Here is a 15,773-nt window from a genome sequence, read left to right as displayed (position 1 = left end):
GCGCTGGAGGCGTCGCGGATGAAGTTGCGTAGGGTTCTGCTTGTTGTTCTTCTGGTTACCGGCTTTTATCTCCTGACGCAGTACCTCTGGCCCGCGGGCTCGGTCGCCGCGTTAGTCGAGCACTATGTGCCGTCCATGAGTGGCGCAACGTCGACGCTTGTCAGCACCAAGGGGCCACTGGGCACCTTTGATCTGAAGGTGGCCAATGCGGAACCCGCCTATGACGCGGAAGAGCAGAACAACATTGCCGTCTACAAGCGCGTGACGCCGAGCGTGGTGAACATCACGTCTACCGCTGTCGCTTTCGACTTCTTCTATGGCGCAGTTCCCCAGCAGGGGCAGGGTTCTGGCTTCATCCTCGACAAGCAGGGGCACATTCTCACGAACAATCACGTCATCGACAACGCACAGCGCGTTGAGGTGCAGTTGTTCGACAAGCACAAGTACAAGGCGCAAGTGATCGGCGTTGACAAGATGCACGACCTGGCACTGCTGCAGATCAACGCTCCCAACCTGCAACCGGTAGAGCTCGCCGAGGCGCACGGTGCGTTGCAGGTCGGCCAGAAGGTCTTCGCCATCGGTAATCCCTTTGGCTTGTCCGGGACAATGACGCGTGGCATTATTTCCGCTATCCGTAGCGTCCGCGGTCCGACCGGTTCTGCTATCGACAACGCTATCCAGACGGATGCCGCGATCAATCCCGGTAACTCTGGTGGACCGCTGATGAACTCGCGCGGGCAGGTTATTGGCATCAACACGATGATTGCGTCGAACAATGGCGCGGATCAGAGCGCAGGCATCGGCTTTGCGATTCCCATCGCAACGGCGCGCGCGGTGCTGGATGACTTCTCAAAGTACGGCCACGTGCGCCGTCCCACGCTGGCCATCATGCCGCTCGAGATCGGACCCGACCTTGCCGACCAGATCGGGCTGCCGTCGGACTACGGCGTCCTGATCCAGCGGGTTCTCCCCGGCGGGGCAGCGGACAAAGCCGGTCTAAAGGGCGGAACGCAGCGCGCTGCACTGGGGAACACGCCGGTGATGCTTGGCGGTGACTTTATCGTTGCTATCGATGGCCAGGAGATCACCAATGCCCAGGACATCAGCAATGTAATGAACGCGCATAAGACGGGCGACCAGGTGAAGGTCACGATCTTCCGCGGACGCCGTCGTGAAGAGGTTGTGGTGACGCTGGGCGAAGCGAACAGCGAACAGCAGATTTAGCCCTGACTTTCGGTGCCCCATTCTTTGCAAAGCGAAGGGTAGGCAGCGCACCGAGGGTGATCAGCCTTTGGCTGGGGGCGGTATAAAAAGGGTTGCGCTTTCCGCGATAGCCACCCTTTCGCGATGGAGCCGCGAAAGAAGGGGTACCCCAAATCGAGCCGGATCCTGACTAGCGTGTCACTGCGTCGTAGGGCAGGAAGATGCTGAAGACTGTCCCCGAGCCCGGACGGCTGCGGACCTTCAACGATCCGCGATGGCGGTCGATGATCTCTTTGCTGATCCACAGGCCCAGGCCGGTTCCCGTGATGCCCTTGGTGGTGTAGAACGGCCGGAAGACCTTCTCCAGCACCTCACGGGGCATCCCCGTTCCTGTATCCGCGATCGTCAGCACTGCTCCCAATTCGCCGGTGATCCAATCGACACCCTCGCGGCTGCGCAACATCAGGTTGCCACCGGTTGCCATTGCATCCAGCGCATTGCCCACCAGGTTGCTGATCACCTGGCGAACTTCGCCTTCAAAGCAACGAACCGGTCGGCGGTCGCGGTGCCGCTGGCTGATCTGAATCCCGGAGTTGATCACGCGTCCCTGGTAGATGGAAAGGACGCTCGCAACAAGCTGCTCGCCTGTGATTGCCTGTGGGCTGGTCGATTGCTTGTGGAAGCGGAGCGTCTGGCTGGTGATCGCGGCGACACGCAGCAACTCACGTTCCGCCGTGTCCAGGTAGCCCTTCGCATCGGCCAGAGTGTCGCTTGTCTTTGCAAGGTACAGCAGGTTGGTGACGGACTCTAATGGGTTGTTGATCTCATGCGCGATGGAGGCGGCCAGCCGACCGACTGCCGCCAGTTTGTCGCTCTCGATAAGAGCCAGTTCGGCCTTTTTTTGCTGCGTAATCTCCAGCGAAGCCGCGGTGACGCCGGAGATGGTGCCGTCGGCCGAGCGGACGGGGAAATAGGAGACGGTCCAGTAGCGGTGCTCATCCGGGTCGCTGATAAGCGCTCCTTCGAGCGGAAAGTTCACCACCGGCTCGCCCCGTGCGACCTGGTCGAATAACTCGCGCAGACCCTCGATCGGAGCCATCTCGGTCAGTGTTCGGCCGACAATCTGCTCTGGCTGCTGCCCGAAGAAGGCTGCCTGGCGATCGTTGAGGCGGAGGTAGTGATAGTCGTCGAGATCGAACAGCGCGAGACCGATGGGCGCTGTACGGTAGACGGCTTCGATTTCGGCTCGCTGCCGTTCCGCTTCTTCACTCTTGCGCTGATACTCTTCCTGTTTTCGCCGGTCCTCGGTGATATCGCGAAAGAAGACGATGATGCCATCATCCGATGGGTAAGCGTGAATCTGAAACCAAATGTTGAGGGGTTCCGGGTAGAAAGCTTCGAACTCCGTTGCCACGCGGTCGATCATCGTGCGTGTGTAATTTGCGAAGTAAGGAAGATCCAACCGGGTCGCTTCAGGAAAGCTCTCCCAGATGTTCCTGCCCACCACTTCACCGCTGGGCGAAAGAATCTGGCGCGCCCGCGTATTCATGAAAGTAATGACGAAGTCCCGGTTAACAAATTGAATGCCGTCCGAGGTCAGTTCAAAGAACTGCGCCATCTGCTGACGAATCGTCTCTTCTTCGCTTCGGACTGGGACGCTGGCAGGGTGCAACGAGAATCTCCAACGGATATTCAACCACGCCTACCGGCTCGGCAGCCGCATCCCAAAATGACTCAGCGTGCGATGTAGCGACGACCCTGGACTGCGTACCGTCCGCTTAATACGCGCTGAATCGCATCGGGGTAAGCGATGTGTTCTTCGGCTAGGATGCGCGTTGACAGCGTCTCGGCTGTGTCCCCGTCCAGCACTGGAATTGCACGTTGCAAAACGATGACGCCGTGATCCACGGCCTCATCGACAAAATGCACTGTGCAGCCGGCAATGGTTGCGCCGTACTCGAGCGCCTGCGCCTGCGCATGCAGTCCCGGGAACGATGGCAGCAGGGAGGGGTGGATGTTCAGGATGCGGTCGGGAAAGGCTCGAATGAACTCGGGGGATAACACTCGCATGTAGCCCGCGAGTATCACCAGATCGATGCCATGCTGCTGCAGAGCGGCGACCATCTTCGCATCGTGCTCGGCACGCGGAACGCCCTTGCTGACGATCGTTTCGGTTGTCAGGTCGCGATCGTGCGCGGCCTGCAGACCGGGAGCATCTGCGATGTTTGAGATTACGCACGCGATCTCACAGCCCGTCAGACGGCCTGTTTCGATCGCATCCGCGATGTTCAGAAAATTCGATCCACGGCCGCTGAGCAGTACGCCCAGTCGCTGCTTGAGCGGTGCCGTCATACGTAGTTAACGCGACGCTCGCCGCGCGCAATGCGGCCAATGACGCAGTGACGCTCGTTCGCGCGGTTCAGGATTGCCTTGGCCTTCTTCGCCATCTCGGCCGGTACAACGACGATCATGCCGATACCCATGTTGAAGGTGCGCATCATTTCGTCCTGTTCCACCTGACCAAGTTCCTGCAGGTGCTTGAAGAGCGGTGGTGGCTCCCATGCATTGAGTTCCACCTGAGCGCACAGGCCCTTGGGCAGAATGCGGGGCAGATTTTCCGTGATGCCGCCGCCCGTGATGTGCGCCATACCCGTAACCAGCTTTGCAGCCGTCAGCTTCTTCACGATGCTGAGGTAGCTGCGGTGCTGACGCATCAGTGCCGCGCCGGTCTTGTCCTTCAGTTCGTTTACATACTGGTCCGGGCCATACTTCGCTACTTCGAAAAGCAGCTTGCGTGCCAGCGAATAACCGTTCGTGTGCAGGCCATTGGACGGCAGGCCGAAGAGCACATCGCCCGCTTCGATCTTGTCGCCGGTGATGATCTGGTCGCGGTTGACGACGCCGACGATGGTTCCGGCCAGGTCATACTCGCCGTCTGCGTAGAAGCCCGGCATCTGGGCTGTCTCGCCGCCGATGAGAGCGCAGCCGGCGCTCTTGCAGGCTTCGCTCAGACCTTCAACGACCTTCTCCATCACGCCGCCCTCGAGCTTGCCCGTGGCGAGGTAGTCAAGAAAGAAGAGAGGCGTCGCACCCTGGACTGCGATGTCGTTGACGCAGTGGTTCACCAGGTCGCAGCCCACGGTGTGGTGGATCCCGAGTTCAAAGGCGACCTTCAGCTTGGTCCCTACACCATCCGCGCTCGAGACCAGAACGGGGTCCGGGTATTTGGCGACGTCCAGCGCGAACAGGCCGCCGAAGCCACCAATCTCGCTGAGGACCTGCTTGTTGAAGGTCTTTCGCGCAAGCATCTTGATGCGCTGCTTGGTGCGGTCACCTTCGGAAATATCGACGCCAGCATCAGCGTAAGTGGCGGGCTTCGTCTTCGGTGCGGACGATGCAGACTCAGTGGAGCGTGCGTTCACGATTGGTTCCTTAGCAGTGGGCGCGAGCCAGAGATCGATTGGGTTACGCCGGATGAGCCACAGGTACTGCGTGCGGCGAATGGACGCGGCTAGTCATGAAAGCCCGCGCACGCTGAATATTCCGCTAGGCCTTGAGGATAACAGGGGCCATTCTCACAGCGGGAGCATCTCGAAGATTCCTGCGGAAGAATCTGTGAAATCTATACTGGACCGGTATGTCATTCTCGCTCAATCGCTCCCGTTTGCTGCAGCAGCGCGCTGAGGCCCTGATTCCCGGCGGCGTCGATTCGCCGGTGCGCGCCTTTCGCTCAGTTGGCGGTGATCCGCCGTTCGTAGAGCGTGCCGAGGGCGCGTATCTGTTCGACGCGGACGGGAATCGCTACATCGACTTCTTCGGCTCATGGGGGCCCATGATCCTTGGCCATGCCGCGCCTCCAGTCGTCGCAGCGGTGCAGGCCGCAGCGGCAAGAGGCACCAGCTTCGGCGCGTCTACGGCTGCCGAGGCCAATCTGGCCGCGCTGGTCACTCAGGCCGTGCCAACCATCGAGAAGCTGCGCTTCGTCTCCAGTGGCACCGAGGCTGTCATGAGCGCAATCCGCCTGGCCCGCGCGTTCACGGAGCGCAACCGGATCCTGAAGTTTGAGGGCTGCTATCACGGCCACTCCGACGCACTGCTGGTGAAGGCCGGCAGCGGCGTCGCGACCCTTGGCATCCCCGGCTCGGCAGGCATTCCGGTGGAGACCACCCAATTCACCACGGCGATCCGCTACAACGACATTGCGGAAGTAGAGAAGGTCTTTGCGAAGCATCCGGGAGAGATTGCCTGCGTCATCCTGGAGCCGGTCGTGGGCAATGCCGGTACCATCCTGCCGCAGCCAGGCTTCCTGGAAGCGCTGCGCGAGATCTGCACACGCGAAGGTACATTGCTGATCTTCGACGAGGTGATGACGGGCTTCCGCGTCGCCCTCGGCGGGGCGCAGGCGCTCTACAACATCACGCCGGACATCACGACGCTCGGCAAAATCATCGGCGGTGGCCTGCCGGTCGGGGCCTTTGGTGGACGCGCGGAGATCATGAACCTGTTGGCTCCGCTGGGCCCTGTCTATCAGGCCGGCACGCTCAGCGGCAATCCGCTCGCCATGGCTGCGGGTATTACCACGCTGCAGGCGCTGCTGGATGGCGGCGATACCTTCTACAATTCGCTCGCAGAGGTCACAACCCGCATCGCGCATGGTGTGCTGGACGAGGCGAAGAAAGCCGGCGTCCCGTTATGCATGGCCGGTGTTGGATCCATGTTCACCTGGTTCTTTCAGTCGGGGCCCGTCCACAACTTTGAGGACGCCTCCAACAGCGATACGGAAAGATTTGGCCGTTTTCATCGCGGCATGCTGGAGCGCGGCGTGTGGCTGCCGCCCTCGCAGTATGAAGCAGCGTTTGTCTCCGCGGTGCACGGCGATGGAGAGATTGAGGCGACGATCGCAGCCGCTCGCGAGGTCTTTGCGACGCTCTAGCTGCGTTGCGGAATCCTGAGGAACGGGACCTCGGCGGTTGTGACGAAGCCGAGCTTTTCGTAGATCTGGATGGCGCGAGCATTTGTGCTGACGACGTGCAGATAGGGCAGTTCGCGTGGAGTGGGAATGAGCAGCCGCTGGATCAGGTGTTGCGCATAGCCGTGGCCCGTGTGGCCCGGTCGCGTGCACACGCCGCTGATCTCCCGCAGGCCGGGCATGCGTGTGCGGTGGCCGGCCATGGCGATGAGCTGTCCGTCGACACGGAGACCGACGTAGCGCCCAAGCTTGTAGGTCTCCGAGCGAAAATAGCCCGGGAAGGCGACCTGCGTCAGTTCCAGCATCGCGGCCGCGTCTGCAGCTCCCAGTTCACTTTCGCCTTCCTTCGCCGCGGGGACTACGAAATCCGAACGCGGCTGCCATGCCATCTGCAGGCAGGTCGCTCGAACGGCGTCGGGCGTCGCCGGGTCGATGGACGGGATGACTCCACAGAAATTCGTATCGGTGTCTCGTCTCAGCCTGGCAGCGTCCACATATTCGCCGTCATGCTCCACGGCCGCAAAAGGCAACACCTCAGGCCGGTAGCGATACACCTTGCCAATGCGCTCACCCATGCGCCCCTGCCGCGTCAGCAGCGCGCTGTAGAAAGGGTTCCTGAGGAATCCCTGTTGTTCGGCGCTAAGTCTTGGCATTGTTCCATTCTGCGCCGTGGCGGTAGCGGAAGAAAGGAGATCTTTGGTGCGAGATGACGGGATCAAGAAAAAGGGCCACGATTTGCTCGCGGCCCTTCTTTGTTGTCTTGGTTAGGGCAGTGAACTTCTTCGGCGTTTGGTTTAGTAGCTCTTGGCCGTCGCGAAGCGCTTGTTGACCTCGTCCCAGTTCACGGTGTTCCACCAGTTGGCAAGGTACTCCGGGCGCTTGTTCTGGTACTTCAGGTAGTAGGCGTGCTCCCAGACGTCGTTGCCGAGGATGGGGTAGCTGCCGGTCGAAATCGGGTTGTCCTGGTTCGGCGTGGTGACGATCGTCAGCTTGCCGCCCTTGAAGATGAGCCAGCCCCAGCCGGAGCCGAACTGCTTGGCAGTGGTCTCGTTGAAGGTCTTCTTAAAGCTCTCAAAGTCGCCGAAGTCAGCTTTGATCTGCTCTGCGATGTTGCCCGTCGGCTCGCCGCCACCGCCCGGCTTCATGATCTCCCAGAACATGGTGTGATTCACGTGACCGCCGCCGTTATTACGAACGATGGTGCGAACGTCTTCCGGCACGGCGTCCAGATTCTTGATGAGCTCTTCCGCGGTCTTGGAACCAAGCTCCGTGTGCTTCTCAACCGCGCCATTCAGATTGGTCACGTAAGTTGCATGATGCTTGTCGTGGTGGAGCTTCATGGTCGCTTCGTCAATGTGCGGCTCCAGGCCGTCGTACGCGTAGGGCAGTGCGGGAAGTTCAAAAGCCACGGTCGTGTCTCCTCTGCAGGGTTCAGAAAATCGTTGAGGCGTCGGCGATTTCATATCACCGCATCGCCCGTTTGGATGCATGCGCAGGGACGCTGGATGCGTCACAGCGCGTGGGCCGATGCCAACTCATTCTGCGCCTTTCCGCGCAACGACGCATCCTGTCTCTATGAAAATACGCAATCGCCGACGTTCGATGAGCGTCATACGGTGTGTAATGGAACGAGCATGAATGCATTGACCGCCGCCTATCGGTGGCTGAACGATCAGGGCCCAGCATTCGGCGCTCCCGGGCTCGAAGCCCGCTGGACGTCGAGCAAAAAAGACGCCGTATGTACTGCGTACGCTGCGTCCAGCCGCGTCTGGTACACCATCTCGCATGGCACGCTGAACGAGATTTATTACCCCACCATCGATCGTCCCCAGACGCGCGACATGGAGTTGATCTTCACGGATGGCGAGACCTTCGTCCATGAAGAGAAGCGCGACTTCGAGTTTGATTTCCATTACATCGACGCCGATGCGTTGGCGGTCCGTGTGGTCGCCAGCGATCTTGGCGGCCGATACACGGTCACCAAGGAATTCGTCTGCGATCCGCATCATCCCGTCGTGCTGATGCATGTCAAGATCGAGGGCGAAGAGTCTGTCCTGTCGCGCCTGAAATGCTACGCGCTGCTGGCACCGCATCTTAACGGCGGCGGCGCAGGGAACTCGGCTCGATCGATCGAGGTTGCGGGTCGCCGCTGCATCCTGGCGTGGAAAGAAAATACGTCCCTGGCGATGGGCGTTGACTGCGGCTTCACGCGCAGTTCGTGCGGCTATGTCGGATCGTCGGACGGCTTTCAGGATTTGACCAGCAACATGCGCATGGACTGGGAGTTCGGCCAGGCGCTGGATGGCAACCTTGCCGTGATGGGCGAGATTGATGTTGCTCGCAACCGGGAATTCACGCTCGCAATTGCCTTCGGCGACGGCTATCACGCGGCGCTTGCCGGCATGATGCAGTCGCTCTCCGTGCCGTTCGAACTGCACATGAAGCGGTTTGTGGAGCAGTGGCATCGTGCCGCATCGCCGGAGCGTCTGGCCGCGGCATCGCACGACAGCGGGCGCCTGATGCGCATCAGTCACAACACCATCCTGGCGCACGAAGACAAGACGTACTCCGGTGCATTTATCGCCTCGGCGTCCATCCCGTGGGGTAATGCCAAGGGCGACGATGATCTGGGCGGCTATCACCTGGTGTGGACGCGCGACATGATCCAGTCCGCGACGGCATTGCTGGCTTGCGGACGAGTCGATACCGCACGCCGCGCGCTTGTCTACCTGGCCTGCACACAGCGGCCGGACGGGTCGTTCGCACAGAACTTCTGGATCGACGGAACGCCTTACTGGACGGGCATTCAACTCGATGAAGTCGCGTTCCCCATCATGCTGGCGTGGCGACTCTGGAAGCAGGACGGCCTCGGCAACTTCGATGTCTTTCCCTTCATTGAACATGCCGCTGCGTTTCTGGTGCACTATGCGCCGATCACGCAACAGGAGCGTTGGGAAGAGGCCGCAGGCTACTCGCCGTCAACGCTTGCGACCGTTATCAGTGCGCTTGTCTGCGCGGCGGACGTGGCGCGCGCGCATCATTCGCCGGAGCTTGCCAACTTCCTGGAAAGCTACGCCGACTGGATCGAAGACCATCTGGACGAGTGGACGACGACAAACAATGGCGTGCTGCACCCGGACATCAAGCGCCACTATGTTCGCATTCAGCCGCCGACTGCCGGAGAGTCCTTTTACAACCCGGACCTGGGCGACGGGCGCTACAACGTCGCGAACCGCCAGCCGGGCGAGAAGTACAACTTTGCCGCAAACGAGATCATCGATGGCGGCTTTCTGGAGCTCGTGCGGTACGGCGTGCGACGGGCCGACGACCCGCTCATCATCGATTCACTGAAGGTTGTCGACCATATTCTGAAGATTGATACGCCCTACGGTGCCTGTTGGCGCCGCTACAACCATGATGGTTACGGCCAGCAGAAGGACGGCGAGCCGTTCATCCATTACGGCCAGGGCAGGGCATGGCCGATTCTGACGGGCGAACGCGCGCACTATGAGTTAGCGGCGGGCGGTGACTATTCCCAGCACATCAAGGCGATTGAGCGCTTCAGCTCCTTCGGCGGCATGCTGCCAGAGCAGGTGTGGGATTACGCCGATATGCCGGAGCAGGGCCTGTACTTCGGCCGCAGCGCCGGTTCCGCACAGCCGCTGGTGTGGGCGCATGCGGAGTACATCAAGCTGCTGCGTTCGGCGGTGGACGGCCGTGTTTTTGACCGCATCAGTGTCGTAGAAGAGCGCTACGGCGTGCGGCGCGAAGACCGCACTTTCAAGAGCGAGATTGAATTCTTCCAGGTGAACCGTCCGCTGACGCTTCTGCCCGCCGGCAAGCGCATCCAGGTGCTGGACCAGGCACGTTTCCGTGTGGTCTGGACCATCGATAACTGGGTGACCACGCACAATACGGACGCCAGACTCATAGGATATCCGGGATTTTCCGCGGAATTGCCGATTCCGCAGGGGGCAACAGGAACGCTGGAATTGACCCTGCAGTGGCCGACGGAAGACCGTTGGCTGGGGAAGAATTTCCAGGTGCGGCTGTCAGAGGTCTGACCACCTGCGTCTTCGCAGTAGGCGGTTAGCAGTTCTGGCTAGTACACTAGCGGGACGCAGGATGGGTGGAGCAGCAACCCTCTTGTGACAACTTTTGATGTGTGAGGGCGCACGCCCCGCAGCGTGCATACGGCGCAATGCGCCGATCTACCGTAGAGGAACGAATGACCGATCTCGACAAGCTGTCCATAGACACCCTCCGCCTTCTCGCCGTTGACTCCATCGAGAAGGCCGCGAACGGCCATCCGGGCGCGCCCATCGCGTTGTCACCACTGGCCTATCTGCTGTACGTGAAGAACATGAAGCACGATCCGGCCGACCCGACTTGGACGGACCGCGACCGCTTCGTGTTGTCGAACGGCCACGCTTCCATGCTGCAGTACGGTGCTCTGCACCTGTCCGGTTATGACCTGTCGCTGGAAGATCTTAAGAACTTCCGCCAGTGGCACTCCAAGGCTCCGGGACACCCGGAATATGGCTTTACGCCCGGCGTTGAAGTCACCACCGGTCCGCTGGGCCAGGGCCTGGCGATGTCTGTCGGCATGGCGATCGCAGAGAAGCACCTGGCTGCGATCTACAACCAGCCCGACATGGAGATCGTCAACCACCACACCTACTGCATCGTGGGTGACGGCTGCCTGATGGAGGGCGTCTCGCACGAGGCCTGCTCGCTGGCCGGCACACTCGGCCTGGGCAAGCTGATCGTGTTCTATGACGACAATCTGATCTCGCTGGACGGCCCCACGGAGCTGAGCTACACCGAAAACGTCGACATGCGCTTCAATGCCTACAACTGGCATGTGCAGTATGTGGACGATGGCAACGACCTGAACAAGCTGCAGCAGGCGATCAACATTGCCAAGGCAGAGACGGGTAAGCCCTCGTTGATTCGCGTGCGCACCATCATCGGCTACGGTTCGCCGAAGGCGGGTACCAAGCACGTTCACGGCGAAGCTCTCGGCAAGGAAGCCACCCGCAAGACGAAGGAATTCTACGGCTTCGATCCGGACGTCGACTTCGCCGAGCCACAGGCTGCTCTGGACAACTGGGCTCAGGCGAAGACCTCCGGGAAGCAGGCGCACGAGGCCTGGACAGAGCTCTTCAAGAAGTACGAAGCGGCGCATCCGGAAATGGCGAAGACCTTCGACCGCATCATCAAGCAGGAACTGCCGGCTGATTACAACAAGGAGATCAAGCCCTTCTCAACCGAGAAGGCGATCGCCACGCGTACCGCGGGTGAAGTGGTCTTGCAGGCACTGGGCAAGACCCTGCCCGAGATGATGGGCGGTGCAGCCGATCTTACCTCGTCGACGAAGACCATTTTCAAGGACTCGGCTTCCTTCCACGTCGACCCGAAGGGCAAGAATATCTTCTTCGGTGTGCGTGAATTCGGCATGTGCGCTGCGGTCAACGGCATGGCTGCGCACGGCGGATTCATTCCGTTCGGCTCCACCTTCTTCGTTTTCAGCGACTATGCGCGTAACGCGATGCGTATGGCTGCGCTGATGAGCACGCACTCGCTGTTTGTCTTCACGCATGACTCCATCGGCCTGGGCGCTGACGGTCCGACGCACCAGCCGGTCGAGCACCTGATGAGCCTACGCGCCATTCCGCAGCTCACGGACTTCCGTCCAGCCGATGCGAATGAAACCGCAGTCTGCTACCAGCTGATGGTGGAGCGTAAGAGCGCATCATTCATGGCGCTTTCGCGGCAGGACCTGCCGGTCCTGGATGCGGAGAAGTATCCCGTGCTGACTGGACCGCGCAAGGGCGCGTATGTTCTCGTCGAGCAGGAGAATGCGGACGTCATCATCGTGGCGACGGGCTCCGAGATATCACTCGTACTGAAGACGCTGCCTGAGCTTGAGAAGGCCGGTATCAAGGCTCGCGTGATTTCGATGCCAAGCTTTCACCTCTTCGACGAACAGGACGAGGCGTACAAGCTCAGCATCTTCCCGCACGGCGTGCCGAAGGTTGCTGTTGAAGCTGGAGCGACGATGGGCTGGTGGAAGTACGTCGGTCGCGATGGATCGGTTGTCGGCCTGGATCACTTCGGTGGATCGGCACCGGGACCGGAAGTGCTTGCGCACTTCGGCTTCACGCCGGAAAACATCGTCAAGGCCGCACAGGCTGCGATCGGTAAGTAAGAGAACGAACCACGCGAAAGGGCCGGAGTACCGGCCCTTTCGCGTGGGAAAGCCTTCACGGCAGAGAACGCCGCGTCAATATCGCGGCAGCAGTGAGCCGCTCCGCACCCCCGCCGCATCCGACTTCATGATGACCTTGTCCGCAGTTGAATCCGTCAGCGTCCACCCAGCACTCGCGATTGCGATTGAGGTGTTGTCGCTGTGAGGATTCGCACGATCTACTGGGACATCGGCGGTGTGCTGTTGAGCAACGGCTTCGGCCACCGGCAGCGCGCAGGTTTTTACGCGGCGCTTGGCCTCAACGAGGACGATAAGGCCGAGTTCGAGATGCGCCGCGAAGATGCCAACTGGCATTGGGAGCGCGGTCTGATCGACGCCGACGAGTTCTTCCGGCGTACGGTCTTTTTCAAGCCACGGGCATTTACGCGAGCCGATGTCTGGTCGGCGGTGGAGCACCAGCAGGCGCTTCTGGACGGCTCCGCGATCGAGATTCTCTGGTCACTTCACGGGCGCCGCCAAGTGCGGCAGGCAACACTGAATAACGAATCTCGCGAGCTGAATCACTACCGTTTGAATCGATTCAGTCTGAGAAAGTATTTCCAGTTCTTCATTTGTTCGGGATATGTGCACGAGATGAAGCCGGCTGCGGACATCTACCGCATAGCGCTCGAAGTCGGGGGCGATGCTCCCGGTGAGGCCCTCTTCATCGATGACAAAGCCGAGAACATCCACGCAGCAAACGAGGCAGGTTTCATCGGTCTGCAGTTTTCATCGCCCGCGCTGCTCGAAGAGCAACTGCGGGCACACGGCGTCGAAGTATAGATAATCCATAATTGGAATGAGGTGTAGAAGTATGCAGATTGGTTTGATTGGCCTGGGAAAAATGGGCGGCAACATGGCGGAGCGTCTTCGCCTTGGCGGCCACAAGGTTGTCGGTTTTGATTTCAACGCGGACACTACAGCGAAGCTGACCGCGGCAGGATCGGTGGGCGTGAACTCGCTCGAGGATCTGGTGAAGAACCTCGAGTCGCCGCGCGCGATCTGGATCATGGTGCCTGAAGGCAAGCCAGTAGATGACACCATCGCCAAGCTGAAGCCCCTGATGCAGAAGGGCGACATCTTCATCGATGGCGGTAACTCGAACTACAAGGATTCCATCAAGCGCCACGATGCTTTGAAGGCCGAAGGCTTTGAGTTCGTGGACGTCGGCACCTCCGGCGGCGTGTGGGGCCTGAAAGAGGGCTACAGCATGATGATCGGCGGCGACGAGGATGTCGTCAGCAAGCTAACCCCCATCTTCGAAACGCTCGCACCGTCCGCCACCACTGGCTGGGGGCGCACGGGCCCGTCGGGCGCAGGCCACTTCGTCAAGATGGTTCACAACGGCATTGAGTACGGCATGATGCAGGCCTTCGCAGAGGGCTTCGCCATCATGGACGCGAAGAAGGATCTGAACCTGGACAATGCCAAGATCGCGAAGATCTGGCAGGTCGGTTCCGTGGTCCGTTCGTGGCTGCTGGACCTGACGGCTGAGGCTCTCGCGCACAACCCCGAGCTGACGGGCATCGCGCCTTACGTTCCTGATTCGGGCGAAGGCCGCTGGACGGTCTTCGAAGCGATTGACCTGAATGTCTCCGCACCGGTTATTACCGAGTCGCTGATTCGTCGTCTGCGCTCGCGTGAAGAGAACAACATGACGGACCGCATGCTGTCCGTGATGCGCAATGCCTTCGGCGGACACGCCATCAAGAAGGACTAACGCTAAGAAAGGGAATCCGGGCGGCTCTGGTTACGTCTATTGGAAGACGGGCAGAGTCGCAACCTTTCCGCAGAAGAGAAGAGGGCAAGAGAATGGCAACAACCGGCATACATATCTCGCAGGATCAGGTCGAGGCAAACAAGGGCAAGGAGAGCATCCCTGAGCCATGCGTCGTCGTGATCTTCGGCGCGTCGGGCGATCTGACCAAGCGCAAGCTGCTGCCTGCGCTGTACCACCTGGAGCAGTCGAATCTGCTGCCGAAGGACTTCGCCGTTGTGGGCGTTGCTCGCCGCGATCTGTCAGCAACCTTTGCGCCGGACATGAAGGACGGCATCCTGAAGGGCGGCGGCGTCGACGAGAAGGAAGAGAAGCTCGGAAAGTTCATGGAACGCGTGCAATACTTCGCGACCGAGTTCGATAACGACGAGGGCTTCGACAGGCTCAAGGCGTTCCTGGCAGATCTCGACACCAAGTTCGGCACGAAGGGCAACCGCCTGTTCTACCTGGCTGTCGCGCCCGAATTCTTTGCAGACATCACGCAGCGCCTGGGTAAGCACGGTATGACGGGGCATGAGGGCGGCGGATGGGTCCGCGTCATCATCGAAAAGCCCTTCGGCACCGACCTTGAGAGTGCGAAGAAGCTGAATGACGAAGTCAACAGCGTTCTGCATGAGGATCAGATCTTCCGCATCGATCATTACCTCGGCAAAGAAACCGTGCAGAATATTCTTGTCTTCCGTTTCGGCAACGGCATTTTTGAGCCGATCTGGAACCGGAACTATATCGACAGCGTGCAGATCACGGCAGCCGAGAGCATCGGCATCGAAGGCCGCGGCCCGTTCTACGAGGCGGCTGGCGCCCTTCGTGACGTGTTGCAGAACCATGTAATGGAAGTACTGTCGTTCGTCGCGATGGAACCACCAGACAGCTTTGGCGCAGAGGCTGTGCGCTTCGAAAAGCTGAAGGTATGGAAGGCCATCGAGCCGATCCCGGTCGAAGACACGGCACGTGGTCAGTATGGTCCGGGCACCATCGACGGCAAGCAGGTTGTTGGATACCGTGAAGAAGATCGTGTCAGCAAGGAATCGCAGACGGAGACGTTTGCGGCGATGAAGCTGAAGATCGAGAACTGGCGCTGGGCCGGCGTCCCGTTCTACATCCGTGCAGCCAAGCGGCTTGAGAAGCGTGTGACCGAAGTTGTCATTACCTTCCGCCAGCCTCCGCTCCACCTGTTCAAGAACTCCGCTGGCCAGGGTGCAGAGCACATGGAGCCGAACGTGCTGACGCTGCGCATTCAGCCCGATGACGGCATCTCGTTGAAGTTCGGTGCAAAGCTGCCCGGACCGACGACGAACGTGGCACAGGTCGAGATGGACTTCTCGTACGCGGATGCGTTCGGCAAGTCCTCTGCAAACGGCTATGAGCGTTTGCTGCTCGACGCGATGCTTGGTGACGGCACGCTGTTCGCAGAGCGCCAGGGTGTAGAAACGACGTGGGCACTGATGACGCCGATCCTCGAAGCATGGAAGGCTCAGAAGAAGGACTTCCCGAACTACGACGCAGGTTCGTGGGGACCGCAGGAAGCTCATGACCTGCTGGCTCGTGACGGCCGCGCCTGGAAGGTCTAACGA

The 15,773-nt window shown here is 60.2% G+C and carries 12 protein-coding genes; 7 read left to right on the top strand and 5 right to left on the bottom strand.

The genetic code is table 11. The features are described from left to right. Nucleotides 1-18 precede the first annotated feature (18 nt). On the top strand, nt 19-1,224 hold the full coding sequence (locus tag BLW03_RS05850) for a S1C family serine protease (protein WP_074652770.1): 1,206 nt from the start codon (nt 19-21) through the stop codon (nt 1,222-1,224). A 169-nt stretch (nt 1,225-1,393) separates the two neighbouring features. Here BLW03_RS05850 and BLW03_RS05845 read toward each other — a convergent pair whose 3' ends face one another. The 3 genes from BLW03_RS05845 to purM all read right to left on the bottom strand — a co-directional run bounded on the left by BLW03_RS05845 (nt 1,394) and on the right by purM (nt 4,625). Next, entirely contained in the window at nt 1,394-2,875 is a 1,482-nt protein-coding gene (locus BLW03_RS05845) for a PAS domain-containing protein (RefSeq protein ID WP_083350354.1), read from the bottom strand. Nucleotides 2,876-2,937: 62 nt separating this feature from the next. Then, entirely contained in the window at nt 2,938-3,555 is a 618-nt protein-coding gene (gene purN / locus BLW03_RS05840) for a phosphoribosylglycinamide formyltransferase (protein WP_074652768.1), read from the bottom strand. Then, the gene (purM, locus tag BLW03_RS05835) at nt 3,552-4,625 is read right to left on the bottom strand and encodes a phosphoribosylformylglycinamidine cyclo-ligase (RefSeq protein ID WP_074652767.1); all 1,074 of its coding nucleotides are present in this window, start codon (nt 4,623-4,625) and stop codon (nt 3,552-3,554) included. The genes purN and purM overlap by 4 nt, the downstream gene beginning before the upstream one ends. 215 nt (nt 4,626-4,840) lie before the next feature. On the opposite strand from purM, the gene hemL reads away from it, so the two are divergent. Further along, nucleotides 4,841-6,136 carry a glutamate-1-semialdehyde 2,1-aminomutase gene (hemL, locus tag BLW03_RS05830; RefSeq protein WP_074652766.1) on the top strand — a complete coding sequence of 432 codons (1,296 nt, stop codon included), beginning with the start codon at nt 4,841-4,843 and terminating at the stop codon, nt 6,134-6,136. Here the strand turns inward: hemL and BLW03_RS05825 are convergent. Then, nucleotides 6,133-6,825, bottom strand: coding sequence for a GNAT family N-acetyltransferase (locus BLW03_RS05825; RefSeq protein WP_074652765.1), 693 nt, complete (start codon nt 6,823-6,825; stop codon nt 6,133-6,135). The genes hemL and BLW03_RS05825 overlap by 4 nt on opposite strands. Nucleotides 6,826-6,966: 141 nt before the next feature. After that, nucleotides 6,967-7,581 (bottom strand): superoxide dismutase, encoded by a 615-nt coding sequence (locus BLW03_RS05820; protein WP_074652764.1) that lies wholly within the window; start codon nt 7,579-7,581, stop codon nt 6,967-6,969. A gap of 225 nt (nt 7,582-7,806) precedes the next feature. Here BLW03_RS05820 and BLW03_RS05815 point away from each other — a divergent pair, with 225 nt between their 5' ends. The 5 genes from BLW03_RS05815 to zwf all read left to right on the top strand — a co-directional run bounded on the left by BLW03_RS05815 (nt 7,807) and on the right by zwf (nt 15,770). Next, nucleotides 7,807-10,236: a glycoside hydrolase family 15 protein gene (locus BLW03_RS05815; RefSeq protein WP_074655799.1), complete on the top strand. Its 2,430-nt coding sequence runs from the start codon at nt 7,807-7,809 to the stop codon at nt 10,234-10,236. Between the two features lie 164 nt (nt 10,237-10,400). Beyond that, a complete protein-coding gene (tkt, locus tag BLW03_RS05810; RefSeq protein WP_074652763.1) occupies nt 10,401-12,383 on the top strand; it encodes a transketolase in 1,983 nt (660 codons plus the stop codon). Nucleotides 12,384-12,584: 201 nt separating this feature from the next. Continuing rightward, nucleotides 12,585-13,205 carry an HAD-IA family hydrolase gene (locus BLW03_RS05805; RefSeq protein ID WP_074652762.1) on the top strand — a complete coding sequence of 207 codons (621 nt, stop codon included), beginning with the start codon at nt 12,585-12,587 and terminating at the stop codon, nt 13,203-13,205. Between the two features lie 31 nt (nt 13,206-13,236). Then, nucleotides 13,237-14,142, top strand: a complete 906-nt coding sequence (gene gnd, locus BLW03_RS05800; RefSeq protein WP_074652761.1) for a phosphogluconate dehydrogenase (NAD(+)-dependent, decarboxylating) — start codon at nt 13,237-13,239, stop codon at nt 14,140-14,142. Between the two features lie 92 nt (nt 14,143-14,234). Then, on the top strand, nt 14,235-15,770 hold the full coding sequence (gene zwf, locus BLW03_RS05795) for a glucose-6-phosphate dehydrogenase (protein ID WP_083350353.1): 1,536 nt from the start codon (nt 14,235-14,237) through the stop codon (nt 15,768-15,770). The last annotated feature ends 3 nt before the right edge of the window (nt 15,771-15,773 follow it).

The sequence above is a fragment of the Terriglobus roseus genome (assembly GCF_900105625.1).
In the GTDB taxonomy this organism is placed as follows: domain Bacteria; phylum Acidobacteriota; class Terriglobia; order Terriglobales; family Acidobacteriaceae; genus Terriglobus; species Terriglobus roseus_B.
The sequence above is the reverse complement of the archived record's forward strand: the minus strand, read 5'-3'. Positions and strand labels throughout refer to the sequence as shown.

What these genes read in the sequence shown, in the direction of transcription:
- tkt (WP_074652763.1), top strand. Translation starts at nt 10,401, where the DNA reads ATGACCGATCTCGACAAGCTGTCCATAGACACCCTCCGCCTTCTCGCC.
- hemL (WP_074652766.1), top strand. Translation starts at nt 4,841, where the DNA reads ATGTCATTCTCGCTCAATCGCTCCCGTTTGCTGCAGCAGCGCGCTGAG.
- gnd (WP_074652761.1), top strand. Translation starts at nt 13,237, where the DNA reads ATGCAGATTGGTTTGATTGGCCTGGGAAAAATGGGCGGCAACATGGCG.
- zwf (WP_083350353.1), top strand. Translation starts at nt 14,235, where the DNA reads ATGGCAACAACCGGCATACATATCTCGCAGGATCAGGTCGAGGCAAAC.
- BLW03_RS05850 (WP_074652770.1), top strand. Translation starts at nt 19, where the DNA reads ATGAAGTTGCGTAGGGTTCTGCTTGTTGTTCTTCTGGTTACCGGCTTT.
- BLW03_RS05825 (WP_074652765.1), bottom strand. Translation starts at nt 6,825, where the DNA reads ATGCCAAGACTTAGCGCCGAACAACAGGGATTCCTCAGGAACCCTTTC.
- BLW03_RS05815 (WP_074655799.1), top strand. Translation starts at nt 7,807, where the DNA reads ATGAATGCATTGACCGCCGCCTATCGGTGGCTGAACGATCAGGGCCCA.
- purN (WP_074652768.1), bottom strand. Translation starts at nt 3,555, where the DNA reads ATGACGGCACCGCTCAAGCAGCGACTGGGCGTACTGCTCAGCGGCCGT.